The organism is Opitutia bacterium, assembly GCA_016217545.1.
GTDB lineage: Bacteria > Verrucomicrobiota > Verrucomicrobiia > Opitutales > Opitutaceae > Didemnitutus.
The window spans coordinates 784,884-807,730 of the sequence record JACRHT010000012.1 but is presented as its reverse complement, the minus strand read 5'-3'; the positions used below and the strand labels follow the sequence as shown (position 1 = coordinate 807,730).

Below are 22,847 nucleotides of genomic sequence, written 5' to 3'. Positions count from 1 at the left end.
GGCGGACACTCCACCGCCCGCCACCAAAAGTGCCTACCGCGAATGGCTCGACCGCCTGCCGAGCGCGCCGGCACCCGCGCTGACGAAACACGGCCTCGTGGCGCAGGAGCTCCGCCGCTTCCCCGCGCTCGGCGCCAATCAAGGCGTCGCGGTCGACGCCGAGCACTTCTACGGCATCGGCAACTTCTACCTCGGCAAGTTCCGCAAGGACACCGGCGAGAAAGTCGCCGAGTGGATCGGCCTCAAGGGCGGACCGATCATCCACTACAACGGCGGCTACGTGCGCGACGGCGCGCTCGTGCTCTCGCACTCGAACTTCCCGCAGTTGCCCATGGCCAGCTCACTCGAAATCCACGACACTGCCACACTCGCGCCGCGTTCGTCGCACAGCCTCGGCATCCGGCTCGGTTCGCTCACGTGGGCCGTGCAGCGCGACGGTTTTTGGTGGGCCTGCTTCGCCAACTACAACGACAGCGGCACGACGCCGGGCTTCGACAACCGCTGGACCTACCTTGGAAAATTCGACGCCAACTGGCAGCTGCTCGAGTCGTGGATTTTTCCGCCGCAAGTCGTCGCCGCATGGGGCAAGAGCTCCAGCTCCGGCGGGGACTGGGGCGACGACGGTCTGCTCTACGTCACCGGCCACGACGAAAAGGAGCTCTACGTCCTGCGCCTGCCGCGCCAAGGCGTGGCGCTCGACTACGTCACGACCATCGACGTGCCGTTCGAAGGCCAATCGTGGGCGTGGGACCGCAGCGTGAAAGACCGGCGCATCATCTACGGCATCAGCCGCGCCGCCGGCCAAGTAATCGTGGCCGAAATTCCCGCGCTGCCCGCCGAACTGCGCGACGCGAAGCGTTAAGCTCCGCCTCGGCACCAAACAAAAAGCCGCGCGCCGGATACAGACGCGCGGCTTCGAAAACCAATCGCCGGCTCAGCGCTGCACGGTTTCGAGCGGCTCCTCGTTCGGTGCTGCGCCGAGTTCGGTGGCCGGAGCGGCCGCGCCGCGCTTCGACCAGCCCGTCCACAAACCGCAGACGAACCACCCGAGCGCCAGCGCGCCGACACCGAAGATCACGTCGCCCGGTGTGCGCCACCAGCGGAGCGTCGCCATGAACGGCTGCGCCAGGAACTCCGCCGAGCGCGCATACCACGTGCCGTGATCGATGCTCGCGATGGTTTGCAGAATGCCGATCGGCAGCAGCGAGAGCACGACCATCAACACGAGGCCCGCGTTGAACGACCAGTAGGCCACGCTCAGCGCGCGCTCGTTCCACTGCGGACGCAGATCGGCGAGCCGCAGCGTGAACAGCATGAGCCCGATACCGAGCATGCCGTAGACGCCGAAGAGGGCGGTGTGCCCGTGCACGGCCGTCGTGTTCAGACCCTGCATGTAATAGAGCGCGATCGGCGGGTTGATGAGGAAGCCGAAGACGCCCGCACCCACGAGATTCCAGAACGCGACCGCAACGAAGAACTTCACCGGCCAGCGGAACGTCGCCAGCCACGCGCGGCCTTGCAGGAGCTTCATGTTCTCCGCCGCCTCGAGTCCGACGAGCGTGAGCGGCACGACTTCGAGCGCGCTGAACACCGCGCCGAGCGCCAACACGCTCATCGGCGTGCCCGTGAAGTAGAGGTGATGCATCGTGCCGATGATGCCGCCGAAGAGAAAAACCGTGCACGAGCCGATGACTGCCGCCGTCGCACTCGCGAGACGCAGCAAGCCGAGGCGGGTGAACAGGAACGTGATCACCACTGTCGCGAAGACTTCGAAGAAACCCTCGACCCAGAGGTGCACGACCCACCAGCGCCAGTATTCCGTGATCGCGAGATGCGTGCGCTGACCCCACATCAGGCCCGCGCCGTAGAAGAGACCGATCGCACCCGACGCCACGAGGAAGAGCACGAGCAGGTGGCGATTCGGACCAGGATTGCGCAGCGCCGGCGCGATGGAGCGCACGACGAGTCCGAGCCACAGGAACAAACCGACGAACAGGAACAACTGCCAGAAGCGGCCGAGGTCGACGTATTCGAGACCTTGGTGACCAAACCAGGAATTCGCCGCGAGGCCGAGACGCTGCCGTGTCGCATACCAAGTGCCGAAGAGCGTGCCGACGACGATCAAGAGGAGGCAGCCGAAGAGGAAGTTCACGCCGAGGCGCTGGAACTTCGGTTCATGGCCGGACACCGCCGGCCCAATGAACAGGCCCGTCGCCAGCCACGCCGTCGCGATCCAGAAAATGCCGATCTGCGTGTGCCACGTGCGCGTCACCGAGTAAGGCAGCCACTCCGCGAGCGGGATGCCGTAGAAGCCCTTGCCCTCGACGCCATAGTGCGCCGTGACCGCGCCAAGCACCACCTGCACGACAATCAAGGCCGCCACGACCCAGAAATATTTCAGCGTCGCCCGCATCGACGGCGTCAGCTGCAGACCGGCGAACGGATTCGTCGCGGGCGCTTGCGGCGGCTCCTCTTCGTGAGCGCGCGCGCGATACCAGACCAGCGCGCCGATGCCGGCGAGCAGCAGCACGAAACTCACGAGCGACCACATCACCATCGAGCCCGTGGCGCGGTTGCCCACGAGCGGCTCATACGGCCAGTTGCTCGTGTAAGTCAGATCGACGTCGCCGGCCTTCAGGCCCGGCCGCGACGTGCTGCACGACCACGCGGCCCAGAAGAAGAAAGCGTTCATGAGCTCCTGCCGCGCCGGATCCTTGATCGTGTCCGTCGCGATCGCGTAAGCCTCGCGCAACTCCGCGGGCGACTTACCCGCGTCGGCGAGCCAGCGCACATCGTCGGGAAACGCGTCCGCGCGACCGAAGATCGCGCGGTAGTAGCGCCCGAGCGCCGCGACCGCCGCGGTGCGTTCGGGAGAGAGCGTCAGCGTGCGCGTCGCCTCATCGTAGTCGTTGCGGCGGATTGCGGTCTGCACCCAGCTCTGAATCGCCGCCTGCTGCTCACCCGTCGCCTCGGCGTAGCTGCGGCCGATTATCGCCCGCGCGCGCTGTTCCATCATGAACAACGCCTCGCGGTGCACATAGTCCGCCGACCAATCCGGCGCCACGTAGGAACCGTGGCCCCAGATGCTGCCGAGCTGCTGGCCGCCGATGGATTGCCAGACGCTCTGGCCGTCCTGGATTTGCTCGCCGGTCATGAGCACGCGGCCGCTCGCATCGACGACGCGTTCCGGGACCGGCGGCTTATGCTGCCAGATCTGCACGCCGTAGTAACCGAGCACGGCGAGCGAGCCAAGGGTGACGGTCGCGAACGCGAGCCACAGTTTGAAGTAGTTGGGTTTCATGCGAGGAGCCGGCCACGCCCCCGATGAGGAACGCCCGCCGTGCCGCCAAACTACCGCAACGCGCCGCCCGCAGCCTTGAGCTGCATCAAGAGCCGCGCGAATTACTACAAGCCTCGAGATCGCCGCTCAGCGCGAATAGTGAGGCTTTCGCAAGCCAAGCTGGATGTCCCACTCCACAAGCAGCTGCTGCGCGAAATCCTCGGCGGCCTCCCGGATATTCTCGGCGATGAACGCCGCATCGCTCGCGATGTCCCCAGCTGATCGCGCTTGAGACGCAACGCCTGAAATCACACCCGACCAGAGAACCTCACCATCCGCCGCAGTCAGAGTGGCTCGCACCGTAAGACGCACGCGAAGAAGGATGGCGTCCTCGCTCTTGGAGAGCGGCGATTTCTGAAATCCGTAGCGCACGATTTCCGTGCTGATGCGCGCTCCGCCTCGATCGCTGACCCGCGAGCCGAAAAACTCGTGACCTGCCAGTGCGCGCCGCAGCGCTTCCCCGAGTTGAGCTGTTGGCACCTGAGCGAGCGCGTCAGCGAGCGCGGAGAACGTGTGCCCGTCTTTCGCCTCGAACTTCTTCTGTTGCTTGGACGTCACCGAGGCGTCGATTGCCGATCCAATCAACGCGGGAATCAGGCCGCCGCCGGTCATTTGCGGGATACCCTGCGCCATGCCGGGCGAGTCGGTCGCATCCGGCTTCTGGTAGGCGCCGGCCGGCGCGCGTGGCGGCTCCACCGCTATCGAAGCCAGCTTGGCTTTCTGCCCGTCGCTCCAAGTCGTCGCGCACCCGGAAAACACCGTCGCGGCGACACTCAGGGCAAGGCACCCCAGAAACCGTTGGAAATTGGGCAAACGCACAGGAGTCATTTTCAATGGAGTTGGTGGAGGCCGGCCCAAGCCTCCGGTCCAGAATTTCCAGAACAACTGCGGTGAAAAGCCAAATTCCGCGCTTCGTCCAATCACGCTGCGCATCTCGCGCACGGCACCCGTCCCCGGCCGGAACGGGGTTGATCTCGATTTCAAGTCTTCGCAATTTTCCCCCGATTGTCCGCCGCCTTTGGGCCAAGCCGGCTGGGCCTGTTGCTACCATCGTATCACCATCCAATCCCATGCTCATTCGTCGTTCCTGTCTGCTCATCGTCCTTGGCAGCGCGCTTTCGCTGCTCATCAGCGGCTGCTCCACATTCGGGGAAGCCAAAGAAATCGATCCCACCACCGGCCGGATCAAGACCGAGTCGGTCTACGGCTCGATCAAGGCCACGGTGGTGAAGAAGGAGAAGGTGCCGGTGCAGAACTACCGGCGGCTGATCCTCGCGCTCGGTGGAAAGTTCTTCAAGGACCAGACGGTAAAGTTCGGCTATTTCGAGAAGGTCGTGAACCGCGAGGACATGGAGCAGTTGCTCATCAAGGAGGGCAAAAGCGAGATCGTGAGCGACGTCACGAATCTCCTCTCGTGGAAGAAAATCGCCGACAACTACCAGCCCTTCCTCGTTCTGCGCCCGCAAGTGCGTGAGGAGGGACGCACCAGCTACGCCCAGCTGAAAGTGATCCGGGCGGATACCGCCGCCGAGGTGTTCGTCGCCGAGGTGAAGATGGACTTCATGTGGAAGGGCGTGAACGACGACACCGTGTTCTACCCGCTCTACAACGCCTTCATCGACTGGGTGAACGAGAACAAGAACTGAGCGCTCAGCCCCGCGCGCAAAATTCAGGCGTCGGCGTTGGCCGGCGCCTTTTACTTTATCGGCCGACGATCACGCGGGGATCGGGGCGTTAGCGCATAGGTGCGTTGTTGAGTGCGCGGCGCCGCCATAGGGCAGCGAGCTGCGCAAGAGAACCGTGCCACGGCGGGGAGCCGCGCGCTCCGCATCGGTTGCGCGCACGCAACCTGCTCACTTCTTGCGCAGCGTGATCACGCACTCGAGGTGGCGCGTCTGCGGAAACAGATCGAAGGGCTGCACCGCCGTCAGCTCGTAGCCGGCGGCGAGGAAACTCTTCAGATCGCGCATCTGCGTCGCCGGATCGCACGAGACATAGACCACCGCGCGCGGACCGAACGTGAATACCTGAGCGAGGAACGACTCGTCGCAGCCCTTGCGCGGCGGATCGATCACCACCGCGGTGTCGGCGGGCACGAACGACGCGTCGAGTCCGGCGAAGATCGTCGCGGCGTCGCCCGCGGAGAAGGCCGCGTTGGCGATGCCGTTGGCGGCGGCGTTTTCGCGCGCGAACTTCACCGAGGTTTCGCTCACCTCCACACCTGCCACGCGCTCGAACGCCGGCGCGCAGCTCAGCGCGAAGAGTCCGCTGCCGCAGTAGGCGTCGACGAGGAAGCGCGCGCCGCTGGCCTTCGCCTGCTCGCGCACGTAGCCGGTGAACGCCGGCAGGATGAACGGATTGTTCTGAAAGAAATCCCGCGCCAGGAAGTGCAGGCGCAACGGCGCCCCGCCGCCCGCCGCCGAGTAACCCAATAGGTTACCGCCCTCGTTCGCGCTCGCACCATCCCCACTCGGAGCCTCCCGATTCGCGTAACCTATTGGGTTACTCGCCGCGGGGGCGATCACCTCGTGGATCACGGCGTCGTAGTCCGTGATGACGCCTTCCTGCGCGTGGCGGAGGAGGAGCGTGGCGTCGCGCTTGAACTCGCCCGCCGCGAGCCGCTGGCGCGTGCGCGCGCGGACTTCGGGGAGCTTGGCGTTGATCTCGGGCGTGGCGATCGGACACGCCGGCACGTCCACGAGTTCGAATCGCGTGCCTTGTTTCAGGAAACCGATGGGAGTCTCGGCCGCGGGCGGCGTGCGCGGGTCGTCGGGGCGACCGACATGGAAGTGCGGCGTGATCTTCGAGCGGTAACCGTATTCGCAGGGCGAGGGCACGGTGGGCGCGACGGGGAACTCGACGTCGGCCATGTGGCGGAGCAGCTCCTCGACTTGGCGGCGTTTCCAGGCGAGTTGCTCGGCGTAGGTGAGGTGCTGGTATTGGCAGCCGCCGCAGCGACCGAAGAGCGGACACGTGGGTGCGATGCGATGCGGCGACGGCGTGAGCACCTCGAGCATATCGGCTTCGGAAAAATTCTTGTGGTTGCGGTAAACGCGAGCCTTCACGCGTTCGCCCGGCAGCGTGAACGGCACCATCACGACCCAGCGGCCGCCCTCGATATCGACGCGGCCGAGCCCGACGCCGAGGTTGGTCAGCGTGGAGATCTCCAGTTCGAGCTCGGTGCGATACGGGAAGGGATGGTCGTTGAATTTCTTGTTTCGGCCCACGGCACACACAGAACACACGGAAGGGGCCGGTAAAAGGAAATTGCTGGGGCTCGCATCCGTGTCTTCCGTGGGTGCGTGGGTCCCTTCGTCGAAAAAATCACCAGCCTTCAGAATCCGCGCGTGAAACAGCTCGTGCGGCTGCGCGAGCGGCGGGAGCGCGACGAGTTGGGGCTTTTCCTTGTCGAAGGCTACCGCGAGGTGCGCCGGGCGCTCGAGAAGGGCGTCAAACTGCGGGAACTCTATTTCTCCCCCGACTGGTTCCTCGGCGAAAACGAGCCCGCGCTCATCGAGCAGGCGCGCGCGAGTGGCGCGCAGCTGTTCGAGCTGTCGAAGGACGCCTTTGCCAAGTGCGCCTATCGCGAGCGGCCGGACGGCTTGCTCGCCGTGGCGCCGCAGTGGAAACGCTCGCTCGACGACCTGCTTGTAGCCGACCTCGGTGAGGCCGGTCCGGGGTCAGCGACCCCGGCTACAGGGAAAGCGCCGTTCCTGCTCGTCTGCGAGTCCATCGAGAAGCCCGGCAACCTCGGCACGATCCTGCGCAGCGCGGACGCCGCAGGTTGCGACGCACTCATCCTGTGCGACGCAGTGACCGACCTCTTCAACCCGAACGTCGTGCGCGCCTCCACCGGCGTGCTGTTTTCCGTCCCCGTGGTCGTCGCCGACTCGCCGACCGTGCACGCGTGGCTGAAGGCGAAGGGCATTCGCACGGCGGCGACGACGCCGCATACGGACAACATTTACACGAAGACCGATCTGTGCGGGCCGCTCGCGGTGGTGATGGGCAGCGAGCAGTATGGCCTGAGTGATTTCTGGATGAAGAACAGCGACGTGCTCGTGCGCATCCCGATGGCCGGCCAGGCCGACTCGCTCAACGTCGCCATGGCGACGATCATCACGCTCTTCGAAGCGGTGCGGCAGCGGAACGGCTAAAACTGATTCCCGGCGCGGTAGTGCGCGACCAGTTCCGCCGTGCCGGCAGCCATCGAGACGCGCGGTGCGTAGCCGAGGTCGCGGCGGGCGGCGTCGATCTTGAACCAGTGGTCGGTCGCCAGCTCCTTCACCACGAAACGCGTCGTGGGCGGCTCGCCTTTCAGCGGCAGCACGCGCCACAGAAACTCCAGCACGCCGGCCGCGCGATATGCCGTCGCGAGCGAGATGTGCTTCGTCGCCGGTGGTTCACCGAAACCGCGCAGCAGCTCGTTGATCCAATCCCACAGCACCACCGGCTCGCCGTTGGTGATGAAATAGGCCCGCCCGCGTGGGTCGCCCGCCGTTGCTCCTGAGTAACCTAATAGGTTACCGTTGTCGGACGTGCGCCCCCCGTTTTCACTCGAGGGAGTCGTCATCGGGTAACCTATTGGGTTACTCGGCTGGGGGGCGGAGGCCGACTGGGAGAGGGAGCGCTCGGCGAGGAGGTGGGCGTCGACGACGTTGATGATGTGGGTGCAGTCGACGAGATTGCGGCCGGCGCCGATGATTTTCAGGCGACCGGAGCGCGCGAGTTTCAGCACGCGCGGGATGATGTTCTTGTCGCCCGGCCCCCAAACGAGATGAGGGCGGAGCGAAACGGTTGCGAGCGTGGCGTCGTTGGCGGCGGTGACGAGACGCTCGGCGGCGGCCTTGCTCGTGGGATAGGCGCAGGGCGCTTGCGTGCAGAGCGGCGCGGCTTCGTCGACGCCGGCAAGGTCGCCGCCGTTGAACACGACGCTCGGCGAACTCGTGTAGACGAGCCGCGGCACGCGCGCGGCACGGCAGGCGGCGATCACGTGGCGCGTGCCCTCGACATTGACGCGGAGAAATTCCTGCTCCGGCCCCCACACGCCGACGCGTCCGGCGACGTGGAAGACCGTGCCGGCGCCCTCCATGCCGCGTGCGAGCGCGGCGGTGTCGTCGAGATCGCCGGGCACGATGCGTGCGCCGAGCTTTTCGAGCTCGGGCAACGGGCGGCGCGCTAGCACGCGCACTTCGCGTCCGGCGGCGAGGAGGCGCTCGGCGATCTTGCCGCCGATGAAGCCGCTCGCGCCGGTGATGAAGACCGCATCCTTCATCGCTTCAGCGACTCGATCGGCACGTCGCGTTTGTCGAGTTCGTAGCCTGTCGTGTGCTCCGCCCACTTGGTGAGCGCGAGTCGGTGGATCTTGGCGTTGTGGCGCACATCGACGGGAAAACTCGGATGCAGGAACGCGAGCCGGATGCGGTCGGTGTGCGGCCGCCCCACCGCGAGCGCACGCAATTCGCGCACCAGTTTCCGGCGCAGCGACGGCGTGGCGACGACTTCGCGTGAAACCGGTTCGGCCACGATGGCGGGGCGCTGTGCGCCGCGCTCGCCGAGACCGATGAGCGCGGTGCGACGAACGTCGGGATGTTGATTGAAGATCGGCTCGACCTGATCGGGGAACAGCGTGCCGTCGCGCATCTCGACGCGCTCGGCTTTGCGGCCGACGAACCAGAGGCGACCCTTGGCGTCGAGGTAACCGGCGTCACCCATCCGGTGCCAGACCGGCGCGCGCAGCGCGCCGGAAGTGGGAAGTGACGAGGAACAAGTGACAAGAGCCTCGCCGGGATCTCCTTCTTGAGACTTGAGACTTGAAACTTCGGAACTTGCCGCGGCGATTTTGGCTGCGGCGGTGGCTTCCGGGAGCGCGTCGTAGAGTTTCGTGACGACCGGGCCGCGCACGATGATTTCGCCGATCTCGCCGGGCGGCAGCTCGCGGGCATCGGCGAGGGTCGCGAGCGGGGCGTCGGTGAGGGCGATGATCTTCACCTCGATCTCGCACACCGGGCGGCCGACGCACGTGCCCTCGCCAGCGAGCGAAGCGACGCTGGTTTCGCCCAGCACTTCAGCGGCGGAGATCGACGCGATCGGCAGCGACTCGGTGGCGCCGTAGGGGCTGTGGGCCGCGCCGTTGGGGAGGAGCGATTGCACGTCCGCGAAAAGTCCCGGTGGCACGGGCGCGCCGGCCATGAGCACGCGCTTCATCGTCGGGAGCGTGATGTTCTCAGCTTTCGCGTGCGCGGCGATTTTGCGCCAAAGGGTCGGCGAACCGAATGAGTTCGTCACTTTCTCCTGCTGGATCGCCTGGATGATTTTCGCCGGGTCGACGGTCGCGGGGCGCGACGGATCGATCTCGGGCACGACGGTCGTCATGCCGAGCGCGGGGTTGAACAGCGCGAAGATCGGCAACATCGGCAGGTCGACCTCGCCGGGCTGGATGCCGTAGGTGTCGCGCACGAGCCGCACTTGCGCGTCGAACATGCCGTGCTCGTAGCAAACGCCCTTCGGCGCGCCGGTGGAACCGCTGGTGAAGAGGATGGCCGCGAGATCGTTGGGAGCGGTGGCCGCGAGCGGGGCGGGTTGAGAGTTGAGCGTCGAGGGTTGCGCGCGGGAAGTGCGGCGCGCGGTCGAAGAGCCGCTGGCCCAGACGCGCACCTCGATGGACGAAAATGCCGCGCGGTGGATGTAGCTGAAAAACTGGCCGAGCGGGATGCCGAGCAGCACGCGCGGACGCGAGCGCGCGACGCAGGCGAGAAAACTCTCCTTGCCCATGCCTGGATCGATGATCACGGGCACAGCGCCGAGCTTGAAGAGCGCGAATGCCGCGGCGATGAGCGGCAGGCCTTGGCGCACCATCACGAGCACGCGGTCGCCACGGCGCACGCCCTTGGCCGCGAGGTGCGCGACCCAGGCGTCGACTTCGGCATCGAGTTCGCGAAACGACAGCGTGAGGTAGTCGATGCGACCGTCGCGCGTGCGGCCGCGCGGAATTTTCACGGCGGGATGATCCGGCTGGCGCGCCGCCATCAGCGGCAGGTGGCGGGCAATGTTGGCGGAATCGGTCATCGGCGGCGGCGAGCGTCGCCGACTTCACGGTCGCGGCGCGCCGAGTGGTCGCGCCCTACCCGCGCTACCGCGCGAGACTGCAATCGGCGGTGCATGGTAAACTCAGCTCTTCCACGCGGGCTCGGCTTTGAGGAGCTGGGCCTGCCACGGGAGGAGGACCTCATCGATCGTCGCGGGACTCCGCGCGACTTGCACGAGTTGCGAGCGCGTGGCGATCATCGTGGGATCGAGATTGAGGCTCTGCGCGAGGCGGTCGCGGTCGGCCTTGATCTTGTCCTGTCGCGAGAGCTCCTCGGGCGTCAGCGGAGCGAACTCGCGGCGGCGCTCCCGGCGCGGGAGAGAGCGGGGATCGGTCGCGAAACCGTGGCGCACGGCCTCGGCGAGACTCGGGAAGAGGCGGTCGTGGCGGCGGCCGAGGTGGACTTCGAGCGCCTTGGCGACGGGCGCGCCGTCGTCGGCTGCGCGCGCGATGCGCATGAGCATTTCGTTGCCGGTGACCTTGAAGGGAGGCGTGTCGAGCTTCTCGGCCCAGCGTTCGCGCCAGTGCCAGACTTGGTAAAGGACGGCGAGGCCGCGGCCGCCGAGTTTCTCGGAGCCGCCGACGCGCCAGGAATTCTCATCCGGGCCGGCAAAACCATCGCCGGCGACATCGATTTGCCACTGGCATTTCTGTTTCTGCCACTCGATGCGGCCGAGGGCGGCGAGCTGCTCGGTGAGTTTGTCGCGCAGGCCGGGCAGGAGGTGCACGTCCATCGCGGCGTAGTCGAGCATGTCGCGGTCGAGCGGGCGCTGCGACCAGTTGGCCTTCTGGTGGTCCTTGTCGAGTTTCACGTCGAAGTGCTGCTCGAGGAGCGCGGCGAGACCGAAGCGCGGGATGTTGAGCAGCTGCGCGGCGAACATGGTGTCGAACAGGCTGCGCGGCCGGAAGTCGCAGAGCCCGCGCAACAGGCGCAGGTCGTAGTCGCTGCCGTGCATCACGAGGTGCTTGGTCGCGAGGCGCTGCCAAAGCGGCTCGAGCGGCAGCTCGGCGAGCAGGTCGACGAGGTAGATCTCGCTGCCGGCGAGGATTTGGAGCAGGCAAACCTTCGTGCGGTAGCGGAAGAGGTTGTCCGCCTCGGTATCGAGGGCGATTTCGTCGACGCGATCGAGCGCGGCGTAGAGCGGCTCAAGTTGGTCGGCTTTATCGAGGAGTCGGTAATGCGGTATCGTATGCACGCGGCGAAAAGTTCACTGGTCCCAGGCGGTGAGGAACGCGTCGATGAGTTGGGGAAGTTGATCGGCGTAACCGCCCTCCAGCACGGCGGCGGCGGGCAGTCCGCTCTGGCGGAGCCAGCGGCCGAGCTCGGCAAAGTCGTCGAGTGCGAGCGTCATCTCGGTGATCGGGTCGCCTTCGAACGCGTCGAAGCCGGCCGAGACGAGCACGAGGTCGGGTTTGAAGCTCAGCACGGCCTCCCAGGAGCGGGCGAGTTCGCCGAGGTGGAATTCGCGCGGCGTGTGTGGCTTCACGGGGAAGTTGCGGCAGTTGACCGTCGAGCGCGTGCCGGTGCCGGGATAGCCGGGGCTTTGGTGCACCGACGCGAAGAAGACACCGGGTTTGCCCTCGAGGATGTCCTCGGTGCCGTTGCCGTGATGCGCGTCGAAGTCCCACACCGCCACGCGGACGCCACGATTGGCCTGCGCCTCGAGCGCGGCGACGGCGATCTGGTTGAGGTAACAGAAACCCATCGCCTGATTGCGCGTGCAGTGGTGGCCGGGCGGGCGCATCAGCGCGAAGGCGCGGTGGCCGGCGAGCGCGGCGGCGGTCGCGTCCAGCGCGGCGGCGACGGAACGGCGGGCGTGTTGCGCGATGCCGGGAAAGTGCGGCGTGTCCTCGTCGATGTCGCCCGGCTCCTCGATGCGTTTCAGGAGCGCTGCGGTGTGGGCGCGCAGGAGGACGGCTTCGTCGAATTGTCCCGGCACCCGCCACTCCCAGTCGGGGTGCGCGTTTTGGAGATGCGGGACGGTGCGAGTGATGCGCGCGGGCTGTTCCGGCCGCATGTGCGAGCCATAGCCAGCGCAGGATGAATCGTGAAAGAGAATCATGAACTGTGTCCGCCTACGGACGGAAGGAAGCCCGCAGAAAAAGCCTAAACGGCGGCGCGCAGCAAGGCCGGATTGTCCCCCAGGAGGCCGCCCACGCCCCACCCCGCCAGCCGGCGGGCGACGCGCGCGTCGTTCACGGTCCACGACCACACGGAATAGCCCCGGGAAGCTATCCCGCGCACCCACGCCGCCGAGCGGATGGCGCGGTGATCCACGCTTAGGCCGGCTGCCGCGCAGGCCGCCAGCTGGCGGACGAGCGCAGCGGGGGCGACGCGGCCTTCCGAGATTAACATGCGCGGGATGGCCGGCGCGAGGCGCCGCGCGTCGCGCACGAGGGTGGCCGAGAACGAGGCGAGGATCACGGCGTCGGCGGCGCGCGCGGCTTTCACCGCACGGACGACGGGCCCGACCGGCACGCCGGCCTTGAGCTCGATCTGCACGACGCAGCGGTCGCGCGTGAGACGCAGGACTTCGACGAGGCGCGGGATGGGCTCCGTCCCGCGCACGCGCAGCGGGCGCAACTCACGCCACGTGCGCGCCGCGATGCGGCCGCGCACACCGGTGAGGCGGCGCAGATCGGCGTCGTGGAAGACCACCGGCACGCCGTCGCGGGTGACGTGCACGTCGAGTTCGATACCGTCGACCTTGAGGGCGAGCGCGCGGCGGAAGGCCGCGAGCGTGTTCTCCGGACGTTCGGCGGAGGCGCCGCGATGAGCGATGATCAGGGGACGGACGGAAGGGGCCACAGGAGGCACAAAAGACACAAAGGGGGCGGCGAGGCAACTTTCGCGGGGAGAGCTGGAGTGAACCGCAGATGGGCACAGCTGCATCCGGATGAAGAAGCCGCGTCGTCCAGCATCGCTGGCCTCTATATCGCTGGCCTCTACCTGTGTGCCCCTCTGTCCATCTGCGGCTCCCATCGTAAGCTCTCGCAGTTTGTTTTTGAGCTTTCCGCGCTTTTTGTGGCCAATGCCTGCCATGAAAGTCGTCGTGCTTTGCTCCGGCGGGATGGATTCCGTGACCGCGCTCCATTGGGCGCGGCGCGAGCATGACGTGCGTGCGGTGCTGAGCTTCGACTACGGATCGAAGCACAACGCCTCCGAGCTGCCCTTCGCGGCGGCGCACGCGCGGGCGCTCGGCGTCCGGCACGTGGTGGTGCCGCTGGCGTTCATCGGCGAGCATTTCACGTCGGACTTGCTGCAGAGCGGCGGCGAGATCCCCGAGGGACACTACGCGGCCGACAACATGAAGCGCACGGTCGTCCCCTTCCGCAACGGCATCATGCTCGCGGTCGCCGGCGGTTTTGCCGAGAGCGTCGATGCGACGGGCCTCGTGATCGCCGCGCACACCGGCGACCACACGATCTATCCGGACTGCCGCGAGGATTTCATGCGCGCGATGGGCGACGCGCTGCGGCTCGGCACCTACGCAGGCATCGAGCTGTTGCGGCCGTTCATCGCGCTGACCAAGGGCCAGATTGCCGCGGAAGGCGCACGGCTCGGCGTGGATTTTGCGCAGACGTGGTCGTGCTACAAGGGCGGCGCCGTCCACTGCGGCAAGTGCGGCACGTGCGTCGAGCGGCGCGAGGCGTTCCAGCAGGCCGGGCTGGTTGATCCGACGGTTTACGAGGCCACGCCGCCGTTGCCGAGTGCTCCGCGCAGCGGTCAGTCATCAGCCCCCAGCGCTCAGCCGACCCAAAGCTGACCGCTGAACGCTGATAGCTGAAAGCTCACTGCCATCATGCTGATTTCGGAAATTTTCCATTCGATCCAAGGCGAGGGCGAACTCGTGGGCGTGCCGTCGGTGTTCGTGCGCACGAGCGGCTGCAACCTCCGCTGCAATTGGTGCGACACACCGTATGCGTCGTGGTCGCCCGAAGGCACGCAGCTGAGCGTCGACCAAATCGTCGCGGAGATCGCCAAATATCCGGCCAAGCACGTCGTGCTGACCGGCGGCGAGCCGATGATCGCGCCGGAAATCCACGAGCTGGCGTTTCAGCTGAAGGAGCGCGGTTACCACCTCACGATCGAGACGGCAGCGACGGTGCCACCGCGCGGCATCGCGTTCGATCTGGCCTCGCTCAGTCCGAAGCTCGCGCACTCGGCGCCCGACTCGCGACTGGACGACACGTGGCGCAAGAAACACGAGTCGCTGCGCCGGCAACCCGAGGTGATCGCGGCGTGGATCGCGGCGGGGGATTATCAATTGAAGTTCGTGGTCCGCGACGAGGCGGACGTGGCCGAGATCGAGGAGCTGTTGCGCGACACGCTCTGCGTCGTGCCGCCGCACAAGATCCTGCTCATGCCCGAAGGCACGACGCTCGAGGCGCTCCGCGCGCGCGCCGGCTGGCTGAGCGAGCTGTGCAAGGCGCGTGGTTACCGCTACGCACACCGCCTGCACGTCGAGCTTTACGGCAACAAGCGCGGGACGTGAGCGAAGGTGGGGCGCGGACTCCGTTCCGCGCCGCAATTCCCGGCGGCGAAGGGACCCGCCGCCCTGCCTGGGGCATCCGCGCGTCAGCCCGCGAAGCGCTCGAGCACGCGGCGCACCGTCTCCGCGATCACTGTCGCCCAAAACGCGAAATAGCCCAGCGTGCCCACGAAGAGCGTGTAGCCCGCGGCGATGCCGAAGCCGTCGCGTTCGAGCACGCTCATGGTGAGGACGACGATCACGAGCGCGGGCAACGTGTTCGTGAGCGGCGGCACGGGCGGCAGCGGCAGGAGCAACAACGCGGCGGCCGCGGCGACGACGAGGCTGTGCAGGCGGATTTTCCAATCGGCGTTCGAAATCCAGTCCCACCGCGGCCGCAGCTGCCGCTCGATCCATCCCACCATCTTGCTGCCCGCCTCCAGCACGCGCGCGAAGAATTTCGGCGGCAGTTTCACGCCCCGCAGGCGCTGCGGCAGCCAGGGCGGCCGGCCGGCGGCGAAGCGCAAGGCGAGGATCAGGATCACGAGGCCGAACGGCGTGGACATGCCCGGGATCGTGATCGGCGAGCAGAACGGCAAGCCGCACACGATGATGAGCAGCGCGGACGCGCGCGCGCCGAGTTTTTCCATCACTTCGCCGAGCGTCACCGCGTGATCACTGAAGGCGACGGAGAGCGCGTGGAGGTCGTCGGAGAGGCGGCGCAGCGGATCGGGCGGGGAGGAATGCGCGGAGAAAGGCACTGTAGGAAATGTGGCCCGGAGCGGCGCGTCCTCAAGTGCGGTTTGCTTCCGCCGTCGCGGGCCGGGCCGGAATCAGCAGCGAGGCGGCAATCGCTCCCGCGAGCAGCGCGCCGATGATGCCGAGCGACCAGCTGATGGGGAACTTGCCGCCGAAGGCGTCGTTCAGCCACACCATCTTCAGGCCGACGAAGACCAGAATCAGTCCGAGCCCGTATTTCAGGAAACGAAACTTGTGCATGATGCCCGCGAGCAGGAAGAACAGCGCGCGCAACCCGAGGATGGCGAAGACGTTCGAGGTGAAGACCACCAGCGGCTCCTTCGTCAGCGCGAAGATCGCCGGCACGCTGTCCACCGCGAACACGATGTCGGTCACCTCGAGGAACACGAGGCACACGAGCAGCGGCGTCGCGTGCCACACGCCGTCGAGTTTCGCGAAGAAGCTCTGGCCTTGCAGCTGCGAGGTCACGGGCATCAGCCGCCGCAGCAGGCGGATCACGGGGTTCCTCTCCGGCTCGATGGGTTTTTCGGGCGCGAACAGGATCTTGATGCCGGTCAGCACGAGGAAGCCGCCGAACAGCCAGATCACCCAGTGGAATTTCATCAGCACCGCGCCCAGCGCGATGAAGATCACGCGGAAGACCAGCGCCCCGAGGATGCCGTAGAAGAGGACACGATGCTGGTATTTCAGCGGCACCGCGAAGTAGCTGAACACGACGACGAACACGAAGATATTGTCCACCGACAGCGACTTCTCGACGACGAAGCCCGTGAGGTATTCGAGTCCCGTCTGCTTCGCCAGCGCCGCGTGGTCGAGCCCGACCAGCCGCGGATCGAGGGGGAATTTGTAGAGCGCATACTGGTAGAGTCCGTAGCCGAACAGCAGCGCGAGCGTGATCCAGACCGCGCTCCACCCCAGCGCCTCCTTGAAGCGCACCTCGTGCGCGTCGCGGTGAAACACGCCCAAATCGAGCGCGAGCATGCCCAGCACGAAGAGCGTGAAGAGTCCGTAGAACCACCAGTAGTCGGCGAACGGAAACAGCGGGATGTAGTCGGTCATGGCGAGGCTGCCGAGATTCCCGAGCGACCGCACGCCCGCAAGCCGGACCAGCTTGGAAAGCCGTGCGAAATTTCCAGCGAGGCGCCGCCGCGTCGCTCCGCGCCGTCATCTTTGCCCGGAGCGCGATTTCGCCGTGCTTGCGCTTGAATTTTCTGAGCAACCCCGAAACAGTCCCGCCCGGGCCAATCCACGCATGTGTTCGGCCTTGTCCATTCTCCAGATCGAAGACGACCCGCTGTGGCGGGATTTTTGCGCCGCCGCGTTACAAGACCGACCTGAAGTCGGCTCGCTCGAGACCGCCGTCGACGGCGCAGGCGGACTCGCCCTCGCCCAGCTCCGCCGCCCGGACATCGTGCTGCTCGACCTGCGCCTGCCCGACATCGACGGCTTCGTCCTCCTCGAACAGCTCGCCAAGCTCCGGCCGCGCCCGCCGAAAATCCTGATCCTCTCGGTCCGCAACGATGCGTGGGCGCTCTTCCGATCGCGCGACGAGCGCGTGCACGGCTTCCTGTGGAAGACCGGCGACATCAAGCTCCACCTGCTCACCGCTCTCACCGCCCTCGCGCAGGGCAACAAATACTACCCGGCCGACGTGCGTCAGGCATGGACGGAGCTGAGGGCCGACCCGAGCGCGTTCTTCAAGATCCTCTCCAGCCGCGAACTCGACTTGATGCACCACTTCGCCAGCGGCCTCGGCGACGCCGAAATCGCGCAACAAATCGGTCTGAGCACCCTCACGGTGAAATCCCACCGCCAGCACGTGATGACGAAGATCGGCGTGCACAGCACGCCTCAGCTGATCCACTGGGCGATTCGGGCGGGATTCGGGCGCGGCGACGGCAAAGACGCGCCGAAGTGAACCACCGCTCCGTCCGCCGACTCAGACTTTCAGCACGATTTTGCCGAACTGCGCGGCCGCCTCCATGTGCCGCAACGCCTGCTCCGCGTCGCCGAACGCGAAGACACGATCGACCGTCGGCACGATCTTCGCCGCCGCCACCAACGTCGCCATCCCGGCGAAATCGACCGGCGATCCCATCGTCGTGCCGAGCACGTTGATTTGCCGGAAAAAACATTTTCGCATCTCGAACAACTTCGGGTTGCCGGCCGTCGCCCCGAAAAACGCGATGCGCCCGCCCGGCTTCGTGCAATCGACGAGCTTCGTGAAACCCTCACCGCCCGCGCTGTCGACGATCACGTCGAACGCGCCGCCCGCCGCCCGCAGGAGCTGTTCGCTCCAATCCGCGTCGCGGTAGTTGACGCCGCCCTGTGCGCCGAGCGACTGCGCCCGCGCGATCTTTTCCGGCGAACTCGACGTCACCCACACCTCCGCGCCGGCCGCGCGCGCGAATTGCAGCGCGAAGAGCGCCGCGCCGCCACCGATGCCCGTCACGAGCACGCGTTCGCCGGCTTTCAATTGCGCGCGCGTGAACATCGCCCGCCACGCCGTCAGCCCGGCGAGCGGCAACGCGGCGGCCTGCTCCCAAGTGAGGTGCGCGGGCTTCGCCACGAGATTGGCCACGGGGATCGCGATCTGTTCGGCGAACGTCCCCGCGTCCGGCATGCCGAGGATGCGAAACGCCGGCCCCTGCGCGCGCGGATCCGCGCCCCAATCCAGCGCCGGATTGATGATCACCTCGCGCCCGACCCAGTCCGCGTCCGCCCCGCTGCCGACCGCCGTGACGACGCCTGCGCCGTCCGAGCCGGGCGTGACCGGCAACTTGATGCCGGGATAGAGCCCTTGCTGGATGAAAACGTCGCGGTGGTTCAGCGCCGCCGCCTTCAGCTGCACCACGGCATGACCGGGCATCGCCTGCGGCGCCGACACCTCCGCCACCACGGCCGGTTGTTTGATCCCCACGATTTGGACGGCTTTCATGGCGCAAGCCTACGCGTCGGCCGATTCCACGCAAACCCGAGTCACTTCACGTAGTGCTGGTAGATCAGCTTCGCGATCGTCAGCGTCGCCATCACCAGAAAGATCGGCCGCACGAACCGCGCGCCGCGCGTCATCGCCAGATGTGCGCCCACCCGGGCGCCGATGAGCTGGCCGGCGCCGACCGCCAGCCCGGGCCCGGGCACCACCGCCCCCGCCGCCGCGAAAAACGCCAGCGCCGCGGCGTTGCTCGCGAGATTCATCACCTTCGTGTGTGCCGCCGCTTTCATGAAATTGTGCCCGAGCACCATCACGAACGCGATGGTCCAGAACGAGCCCACGCCCGGGCCGAAAAAGCCGTCGTAAAAACCGAAACTCAACCCGAACACCGCGTAGAACGCCGGCGCCTCCATCCGATGATGGCGGTCGGTCTCGCCCAACTTCGGCCGGAAAACCATGTAGATCACGATCGCCGCCAGCAGCCACGGAATCGCGCGCCCCAGCAGCGCCGGATCCAGCAATCGCACGGCCACCGCGCCTGCCACCGCCCCGATCGCCGTGAACACCACACCGCGCACGCATTCGCGCAAGTCCACCGCGCCCTGCCGCGCGAAACTCCACGTCGCCGACGCCGTGCCGAAGACCGAACCGAGCTTGTTGCTGCCCAGCGCCAGCGGCGGTGGCAACCCGACACCGAGCATCGCCGGCAGCGTGATCAACCCGCCCCCGCCCGCGATCGCGTCCACCGCGCCCGCCACCAAACCGGCGGCGAAAAGCAGCGCGTAATGAGCGGCGGTCAACTCGGGCAACATGGCCTGCGTTTATTCCCGTCCGTCGCGGCGAGGGGAAGCTAGAACGTTTCACCAACGACATTGCGCGGCACAAATCGCGCGTTCAACACGCAGGCTTTGACATCGTCCGCGACGCAACCCCACGATGCATCGACGAGCGCCCCATGCCTGCCCGCAAGCCCACTCCCGCTGCGCCCCAAGCCGTCGGCCCCGCCCCGGCCGCCGTCGCCTTGCTCGAGTCGCTGCCCGAGGCCGCGCTGATCACGCGCGACAAATGGGACGCAGCCGGCGTGGAAATCCTCGCCGCCAACTCCCGCTTCGCCTCGCTCTGCGGCTACAGCGTCGCCGAACTCGTCGGCCGCAACACCCGGCTGTTGCACGGCCCGAAGACCGAGGTGCTCACGCCCCGCGCCGGCCGCTCGGCGAGCGAGCGCCTGCTCGCGGGGGAAGGCTGGCTGCATCGCAAGGACGGCACGGCCTTCTTCGCCGGTTGGAATTTCTCGTCGCTGGGCGACGGCCTGCTCGTCGCTGTTTTTCGCGATCTCTCGGAGGTGCGACGGCTGCAGGAAGCGATGTTCCACTCGCAGAAACTCGACACGGTCGGCCAGCTCACCGGCGGCGTCGCGCACGACTTCAACAACCTGCTCTCGATCATCAACGGCTACTGCGAGATCATGAGCGCCAAGCTCACCGGCCTGCCCGCCGCGCAGAAGGACCTCGAGGAAATCCACCGCGCGGGGCAAAAGGCCGCGCGCCTCGCCCGCCAAATCCTCGAGTTCAGCCGCCGCCAGGAAACCGAGGCGCGCGTCGTCAACCCGAACACGCTCATCCGCGAGATCGCCGACATCCTCCGCCGCGTCGTGGGCGAGGCCGTAAAGGTCGAGATGCGCCTCGCTTCCGATCTCGGCAACACACGCATCGACCCGACGCAGTTCCAGCAGGTGCTGCTCAATCTCTGCTTCAACGCCCGCGACGCCATGCCGCACGGCGGCAAGCTCACCGTGCGCACCGCCAACCACAAGCTGGCCGCGCCGGCCGGGGATTTGCGCGCCGGCGACTACGTCATGCTGCAGGTCACCGACACCGGCACCGGCATGGACGACACGACGCTCGCACGGATGTGGGAGCCGTTCTTCACCACCAAACCGCACGGCACCGGCCTGGGTTTGCCCATGGCGTTCGCCGTCGTGAAAAGCTGCGAGGGCCGCATCACCGTCCGCAGCAAACCGGGCTCCGGCACGACGTTCGAGGTGTTGCTCCCCGAGACACCCGAGCCCGAGCAGGTCTACAGCACGATGATCCCGACGCCGCCCGGCGCGCGCGGCTCTGAAACGCTCTGGCTCGTCGAAGAGGATGAAGTGCTGCGCAAAATGGTCAGCGGCATCCTCGCGGTCGACGGCTACAAGGTGCAGGAGTTCGCCAGCATCGCCGACGCCATCGGCAGCGTGGGCAAAGGTCCCGCGCCGCACCTCTTGCTCGTCGACGCTGGCGTGGCCGACGCGGTGAAACTCATCCATTTGCTCGCCGCAAAGTGCCCGCGCCTGCGCGTGCTCGCCGTGTCGGTCGACTCGCCGGCGTCGGCCTTGCGCGACTTCCCGCCGCGCTCGTTCGCGCACCTGCCGAAGCCTTTTGCGCTGAGCACGCTGCTCCGCTCGGTGCGCGGGCTGCTCGATACGCGATGAAGCTGCTGTTGACGGGCGCGTCTGGGTTGCTCGGCGCCGCCGTCGCTCGCGCCGCCAACGCGCAAGGCGCCGAAGTGATCGGCGTCGTCGGCCGCTGGTCCGCCGCCGTGCCCGGCGTCGCGCGGCAGGTTTCGCTCGATCTCTCGCATCCTGACGCCGTCGCCGCGCTCGCCCGCGAGGTGCGGCCCAATGTCATCGTGAACTGCGCCGCCGTCGCGGAACCCGCCGCCTGCGACGCCAAGCCAGAACTCGCGCAGCGCGTGAACGTCGACCTGCCGGCCGCACTCGCCCAAGTCGCGCGAGAGATCGCCGCGCGTTGCGTGCACGTCTCGACCGAGCAGGTCTTCGACGGCGCGAACCCGCCCTACTCCATCGCGTCACCCGTCAATCCGCTCCACCGCTACGGCCGGCAGAAGCTCGAGTCGGAGCAACGCGTGCTCGCCGCCGACCCGCGTGCGGCGGTCGTGCGCGTGCCGCTGATGTTCGGCAACAGCCTCGGCGGCCGGCGCAGCGTGCACGAAAAATTCCTCGAAGCGTGGGCCGCTGGCCGAACCATGGCGCTCTTCACCGACGAGATCCGCGCCGCGTGCAGCGCCGAAAGCGTCGCCGCCGCGCTGCTCGAACTCGCCGCGCGCCCCGATCTCGCGGGCGTGCTGCATTGGACCGGCGCGGAGCCGGTCTCGCGCTGGGAAATGGGCCGCGCGATCTGCGCGCATTTCAATTTTCCGCCGGAGTGGATTTCGTCCGCCCCGCGCGCGTCGATGCCGCAGTTCACGGCGACTCGTCCGCGCGACCTCACGCTCGATCTGGCGCCGCTCGATCGGGAACTGCGGGTGAAACCCGAGCGTTTCGCGGCGGCCGTCGCGCGACTGGTGTTGCCGCCGTGGTGGCGCGGCTTCGGCCAGGGCTAAACGTCGATTGGACACGCGCGCGACGACGCCTAAACGTGGTCAGTCCATGAGCATCGTTTCGCCCCTTCACGTCCTGCCTGTCCGCACCGCGGGCGCCGCCGAGAACATGGCGATCGATTTCCTGCTCCTGCAGCGCTACCCGGACGCGACGGCGGCGCGGTTCCGCCACTACGAGTGGCGCGGTCCGGCGTTCACCTTCGGTTTCAGCCAGAAAATCGCCTTCGTGCGCGAGAAACTCGCCGCCGATTTGCCGGTCGATCTCTGCCGTCGCCCGACCGGCGGCGGCATCGTCGATCATCGCAACGACTGGACCTACGCGCTCGTGATCCCGCGCGGCCATCCGCTCGAGGAGGCGCGCGCCACGCAGTCCTACCGCGTGGTCCACGAATGCCTCACGGAGACCCTCGTTGCGCTCGGCCAGCCGGTGGAATTGAAAGCCGTGTGCGAGCCCGGGGTGGAACGCGTTGACCCCAACGCGTTCGGCGACGGAGCGTCTTGTGGTCAAGCCGCTCCACCCACAGGCGTGTGTTTCCAGCGCGCGGAGTTGTTCGATGTCGTGAACTCCACCACCGGTGCCAAGGTCGCCGGCGCCGCGCAGAAGCGGAACAAGCACGGCCTGCTCTTCCAGGGCTCGATCGAGAAGAGCAGCGTCGGCGTGCTCGATTGGGACGATTTCGGCGCGCGTTTCGTCGCCGCGCTCGGGCGAGCGCTCGCCGCCGCAGCGGCGGAGACGCCGTGGCCGGAGCTGAACGAGGACGAGGTCGCTGGGCTGATCGAGCAGTATTCGTCGGCCGACTGGATCGAGTATCGCTGAATTTGCCCTTTTCGCGGAGGCGGACGCGTCGTTCGTCGCATCGGGCGGACACGGCT

Annotated in this window: 21 protein-coding genes; 9 read left to right on the top strand and 12 right to left on the bottom strand. The window is 67.1% G+C overall.

The window, feature by feature from the left end; all coding sequences use genetic code 11:
* Positions 1-55 precede the first annotated feature (55 nt).
* On the top strand, positions 56-862 hold the full coding sequence (locus HZA32_10385; protein MBI5424492.1) for a hypothetical protein: 807 nt from the start codon (positions 56-58) through the stop codon (positions 860-862).
* A gap of 72 nt (positions 863-934) precedes the next feature.
* Here HZA32_10385 and HZA32_10380 read toward each other — a convergent pair whose 3' ends face one another.
* On the bottom strand, positions 935-3,301 hold the full coding sequence (locus HZA32_10380) for a nitric-oxide reductase large subunit (GenBank protein ID MBI5424491.1): 2,367 nt from the start codon (positions 3,299-3,301) through the stop codon (positions 935-937).
* A gap of 126 nt (positions 3,302-3,427) precedes the next feature.
* Entirely contained in the window at positions 3,428-4,168 is a 741-nt protein-coding gene (locus HZA32_10375; protein MBI5424490.1) for a hypothetical protein, read from the bottom strand.
* A 242-nt stretch (positions 4,169-4,410) separates the two neighbouring features.
* Between HZA32_10375 and HZA32_10370 the strand changes: the two genes are divergently transcribed.
* Positions 4,411-4,986, top strand: coding sequence for a hypothetical protein (locus HZA32_10370; GenBank protein ID MBI5424489.1), 576 nt, complete (start codon positions 4,411-4,413; stop codon positions 4,984-4,986).
* A gap of 207 nt (positions 4,987-5,193) precedes the next feature.
* Here HZA32_10370 and HZA32_10365 read toward each other — a convergent pair whose 3' ends face one another.
* Entirely contained in the window at positions 5,194-6,585 is a 1,392-nt protein-coding gene (locus tag HZA32_10365; GenBank protein ID MBI5424488.1) for a class I SAM-dependent RNA methyltransferase, read from the bottom strand.
* A gap of 57 nt (positions 6,586-6,642) precedes the next feature.
* Here HZA32_10365 and HZA32_10360 point away from each other — a divergent pair, with 57 nt between their 5' ends.
* Positions 6,643-7,497, top strand: coding sequence for an RNA methyltransferase (locus tag HZA32_10360; GenBank protein MBI5424487.1), 855 nt, complete (start codon positions 6,643-6,645; stop codon positions 7,495-7,497).
* Here HZA32_10360 and HZA32_10355 read toward each other — a convergent pair.
* From HZA32_10355 to HZA32_10335, 5 genes are all read right to left on the bottom strand, one after another.
* The gene (locus tag HZA32_10355; protein ID MBI5424486.1) at positions 7,494-8,615 is read right to left on the bottom strand and encodes an NAD-dependent epimerase/dehydratase family protein; all 1,122 of its coding nucleotides are present in this window, start codon (positions 8,613-8,615) and stop codon (positions 7,494-7,496) included. The two genes, HZA32_10360 and HZA32_10355, sit on opposite strands and share 4 nt — an antisense overlap.
* Positions 8,612-10,369: an AMP-binding protein gene (locus HZA32_10350; protein MBI5424485.1), complete on the bottom strand. Its 1,758-nt coding sequence runs from the start codon at positions 10,367-10,369 to the stop codon at positions 8,612-8,614. Before HZA32_10350 ends, HZA32_10355 begins: the two co-directional genes overlap by 4 nt.
* Positions 10,370-10,510: 141 nt before the next feature.
* Positions 10,511-11,623, bottom strand: coding sequence for an HRDC domain-containing protein (locus HZA32_10345; GenBank protein ID MBI5424484.1), 1,113 nt, complete (start codon positions 11,621-11,623; stop codon positions 10,511-10,513).
* 12 nt (positions 11,624-11,635) lie between these two features.
* Positions 11,636-12,445, bottom strand: a complete 810-nt coding sequence (locus tag HZA32_10340) for a histone deacetylase (GenBank protein ID MBI5424483.1) — start codon at positions 12,443-12,445, stop codon at positions 11,636-11,638.
* An 89-nt stretch (positions 12,446-12,534) separates the two neighbouring features.
* Positions 12,535-13,236 (bottom strand): glycerophosphodiester phosphodiesterase, encoded by a 702-nt coding sequence (locus HZA32_10335; GenBank protein MBI5424482.1) that lies wholly within the window; start codon positions 13,234-13,236, stop codon positions 12,535-12,537.
* Positions 13,237-13,468: 232 nt separating this feature from the next.
* Here HZA32_10335 and queC point away from each other — a divergent pair, with 232 nt between their 5' ends.
* Entirely contained in the window at positions 13,469-14,194 is a 726-nt protein-coding gene (gene queC, locus HZA32_10330) for a 7-cyano-7-deazaguanine synthase QueC (protein MBI5424481.1), read from the top strand.
* A gap of 36 nt (positions 14,195-14,230) precedes the next feature.
* Positions 14,231-14,923, top strand: coding sequence for a 7-carboxy-7-deazaguanine synthase QueE (locus HZA32_10325; GenBank protein MBI5424480.1), 693 nt, complete (start codon positions 14,231-14,233; stop codon positions 14,921-14,923).
* Positions 14,924-15,006: 83 nt separating this feature from the next.
* On the opposite strand, the gene HZA32_10320 is transcribed toward HZA32_10325, so the two are convergent.
* Both HZA32_10320 and HZA32_10315 read right to left on the bottom strand, forming a co-directional pair.
* The gene (locus HZA32_10320) at positions 15,007-15,660 is read right to left on the bottom strand and encodes an exopolysaccharide biosynthesis protein (GenBank protein MBI5424479.1); all 654 of its coding nucleotides are present in this window, start codon (positions 15,658-15,660) and stop codon (positions 15,007-15,009) included.
* 31 nt (positions 15,661-15,691) lie between these two features.
* A complete protein-coding gene (locus HZA32_10315) occupies positions 15,692-16,717 on the bottom strand; it encodes a TerC family protein (GenBank protein ID MBI5424478.1) in 1,026 nt (341 codons plus the stop codon).
* Positions 16,718-16,910: 193 nt separating this feature from the next.
* Between HZA32_10315 and HZA32_10310 the strand changes: the two genes are divergently transcribed.
* A complete protein-coding gene (locus tag HZA32_10310) occupies positions 16,911-17,576 on the top strand; it encodes a response regulator transcription factor (GenBank protein MBI5424477.1) in 666 nt (221 codons plus the stop codon).
* Positions 17,577-17,597: 21 nt separating this feature from the next.
* Here the strand turns inward: HZA32_10310 and HZA32_10305 are convergent, their stop codons facing one another.
* Together HZA32_10305 and HZA32_10300 are read right to left on the bottom strand one after the other, a co-directional pair.
* Entirely contained in the window at positions 17,598-18,596 is a 999-nt protein-coding gene (locus tag HZA32_10305; GenBank protein MBI5424476.1) for a zinc-binding dehydrogenase, read from the bottom strand.
* Between the two features lie 41 nt (positions 18,597-18,637).
* Positions 18,638-19,405, bottom strand: coding sequence for a TSUP family transporter (locus HZA32_10300; GenBank protein ID MBI5424475.1), 768 nt, complete (start codon positions 19,403-19,405; stop codon positions 18,638-18,640).
* 143 nt (positions 19,406-19,548) lie between these two features.
* On the opposite strand from HZA32_10300, the gene HZA32_10295 reads away from it, so the two are divergent.
* The 3 genes from HZA32_10295 to HZA32_10285 are packed head-to-tail and all read left to right on the top strand — an operon-like array spanning position 19,549 to position 22,791.
* Positions 19,549-21,066, top strand: a complete 1,518-nt coding sequence (locus HZA32_10295; GenBank protein ID MBI5424474.1) for a PAS domain S-box protein — start codon at positions 19,549-19,551, stop codon at positions 21,064-21,066.
* Positions 21,063-21,977: an SDR family oxidoreductase gene (locus HZA32_10290; GenBank protein ID MBI5424473.1), complete on the top strand. Its 915-nt coding sequence runs from the start codon at positions 21,063-21,065 to the stop codon at positions 21,975-21,977. The genes HZA32_10295 and HZA32_10290 overlap by 4 nt, the downstream gene beginning before the upstream one ends.
* Before the next feature lie 46 nt (positions 21,978-22,023).
* On the top strand, positions 22,024-22,791 hold the full coding sequence (locus tag HZA32_10285; protein ID MBI5424472.1) for a lipoate--protein ligase family protein: 768 nt from the start codon (positions 22,024-22,026) through the stop codon (positions 22,789-22,791).
* Positions 22,792-22,847 lie beyond the last annotated feature (56 nt).